This is a genomic window from Enhygromyxa salina (assembly GCF_002994615.1).
Taxonomy (GTDB): Bacteria; Myxococcota_A; Polyangia; order Nannocystales; family Nannocystaceae; genus Plesiocystis; species Plesiocystis salina_A.
In genome coordinates, this window is record NZ_PVNK01000095.1 from 1 (window position 1) to 2417 (window position 2417).

Annotated in this window: 2 protein-coding genes and 1 pseudogene; all 3 read right to left on the reverse strand. The window is 69.9% G+C overall.

All coding sequences use genetic code 11. The features are described from left to right. Positions 1–297, reverse strand: a pseudogene (locus ENSA5_RS08725) (hypothetical protein); the annotation flags it as partial. 40 nt (positions 298–337) lie between these two features. Continuing rightward, complete coding sequence (locus tag ENSA5_RS08730) at positions 338–1264, reverse strand: tyrosine recombinase XerC (protein WP_181197538.1); 927 nt, start codon at positions 1262–1264, stop codon at positions 338–340. Between the two features lie 166 nt (positions 1265–1430). Then, positions 1431–2324 carry an NAD(P)-dependent oxidoreductase gene (locus ENSA5_RS08735; protein ID WP_106391175.1) on the reverse strand — a complete coding sequence of 298 codons (894 nt, stop codon included), beginning with the start codon at positions 2322–2324 and terminating at the stop codon, positions 1431–1433. Positions 2325–2417: the final 93 nt, after the last annotated feature.

Here is a 2417-nt window from a genome sequence, read left to right on the forward strand (position 1 = left end):
CAACCAGCACGGATGCAGTAGTTTCGGCACCGGTGCCCCCGCTGGTGCCCCCGGTGCCGAAACTACTGCATCCGTGCTGGTTGTGAGCACCTCGAGATCGAGGAGCCGCTCGAGCGCCTCACGGGCGCGGTCGGCGGGTTGACCGCTGACCGCGACGACGTCGGCGACGGTCGGCGGCTTCGCTGCGCTGAGGGCCTCGACCCGGCTGAACAAGAAAAACTCGATGGGCTTGAGCGGCAGGGATCGCAGGTCAATCTCGCGGTTCACGACCAGCCGCGCGTCTGGCTCGAGGCCCATCTTGTTCAGGTTATCTCAGGCCGTCGGGCCAACCAAACGATCATTTAGCGTCTCCAGGCCCCGGAAGGTTGGCGCGCGGGTGGGCCTGTTCATAGAGTTCGAACAGCCGCCCCATGTCCAGGTGGGTGTAGCGTTGGGTCGTCGACAAGCTCGCGTGACCGAGCATGGCTTGGATGGTCCGAAGGTCACACCCGCTCTGGAGCAGGTGCGTGGCGAAGCTGTGGCGCAGACCGTGAGGGCCGACGACCGCGCGGGCGCCCGTCGCTTCACAGCGGCGGTAGCACAGCTCGCGAGCGACCCGCGCCGACAGGCGACCGCCCCGGGCCCCGAGGAACACCGCCTCGGCCGGGCTCTTGGGAGTCACGAGCGCGTCGCGGGCCTCGAGCCACTCGCCCAGGGCCGTGGCCGCCTTGGAGCCGAGCGGGACCACGCGCTCCTTGCCGCCCTTGCCCGAGCGGACCCGAACCGTGAGTCGGCCCTGGTCCTCGCGCAGGTCGGCGCGATCGAGGCCCACGGCCTCGGACACGCGGAGGCCAGCGCCATAGAGAACCTCGAGCAGAGCCCGATCGCGCAGCCCGAGGGCGCCGGGTCGTTGGCGGCCATCGATCAGCTGCCCGACATCCTCGACCGGCAGCGCGACGGGCAGCTTGTGACCGAGCTTGGGCCGCCGGATCAGCGCGACCGCGTTCTCCTCGAGCAGGCCCTCGCGCCGACAAAACTCGCCGAAGCTGCGCAGGGCCGAGAGCTTGCGGCCGATCGTGCTCGGGGCCAGCCGCCCGTGGAGCTCGGCGAGGTGAGCCCGGACCTCACGGACCCCGAGGTCGCGGACGGCGGGCGCGCGCCCGCGCCGGGCCTCGACCGAGTCCGCGAAGGCCTCGATGTCCCGCTGGTAGGCGACGCGGGTATTGGACGACAGCCGACGCTCGGTCTCGAGGTGGATCAAGAACTCGGCGAGGGCCTCGCGCATCAACTCCGATGGTAGCGGCTCGCTCCAGCGAGGCCAGAAAGCGACGAAGCCAGCCGAGTACCGCGGGCGGCGCTGCGCGAAAGGCCCCCTTGAAGCTTGGAAGGCCTGAGTCGAGCGCGCAGCGCTTGATTCAGGCCTTCCAGCCCGGGGCTGCAGCCCGGGGCTGCTAGTCCCGCAGCGCGATCTTGGACCAACGCTCGAGCAGCGTGGCCAGAGCCAGGAAGTCCTGGCCGCCCATGCCCTCGGCGACGGCCTGATCATAGATCCCGCGCACGGCGGTGGCCGCGGCCAGCGGGACGCGCCGACGCTCGGCCTCGTCGAGCGCGAGGTGCAGATCCTTGTGCATCAGATCGAGGCGAAAGTGCGGGCTGTAGTCGCCGGCCTGGAGGTAGGGGGTCTTGAAGCTGCCGATGCCGCTCTTGGCCGCGCTGTGCTGGTAGATGTCGGACATCTTGGCCAGCGGGACGCCGAGCAGCTTGGCCAGCGTGTAGCCCTCGAGGACGCCCTGGAGCATGACGGCCTGAGCCATGTTGAGGCAGTACTTCGCCGCCTGGCCGAGCCCGACCATCTCGCCAACGTGAACGTGGTGGCCGCCCATGACCTCGAACAGCGGCGTCGCGCGCTCGACCAGCTCGGTCGGTCCACCAACCATGAAAGTCAGGCGCCCGCCCTCGGCCCCGAGCTTGCTGCCGGTCATCGGCGCGTCCACGAACCCAGCCCGCCGCTCGGCGCAGGCAGCCTCGATCGCCTGGCTCAGCGCGCGGCTCGTGGTCCCGCAGTCGAGCAAGAGGTCCCCCTCGGCCAGCGCGAGCAGGACCCCGTCGGCGCCGAACACCAGCTCGTGAACCGCGTCGTCGCTGCTGACACACAAGATCACGGTCCCGCTCACCCGCGCGGCGTCGACCGGGTGCTCGGCGATCTCGATCCCGAGCTCGGCCCGGAGCTGCTCGGCCTTGTCGCGCGTGCGGTTCCAGCCGATGACCTCGTGGCCGGCCGCGACGAGGTTGCGGGCCATGCCCGCCCCCATGGTCCCGAGTCCCAGGAACGCGATGGTGCTCATGGCTCGAAGGGTACCCTCACTCGGCCCGACTCACCCCTTTATTCGCCCCCCTCTATTCACCCCCCTTACTGCCCCTTTACTCCTCCCTTACTC

Excerpts from the sequence above, each read along its gene's own strand:
- ENSA5_RS08730 (WP_181197538.1), bottom strand. The coding sequence starts at position 1,264 with ATGCGCGAGGCCCTCGCCGAGTTCTTGATCCACCTCGAGACCGAGCGT.
- ENSA5_RS08735 (WP_106391175.1), bottom strand. The coding sequence starts at position 2,324 with ATGAGCACCATCGCGTTCCTGGGACTCGGGACCATGGGGGCGGGCATG.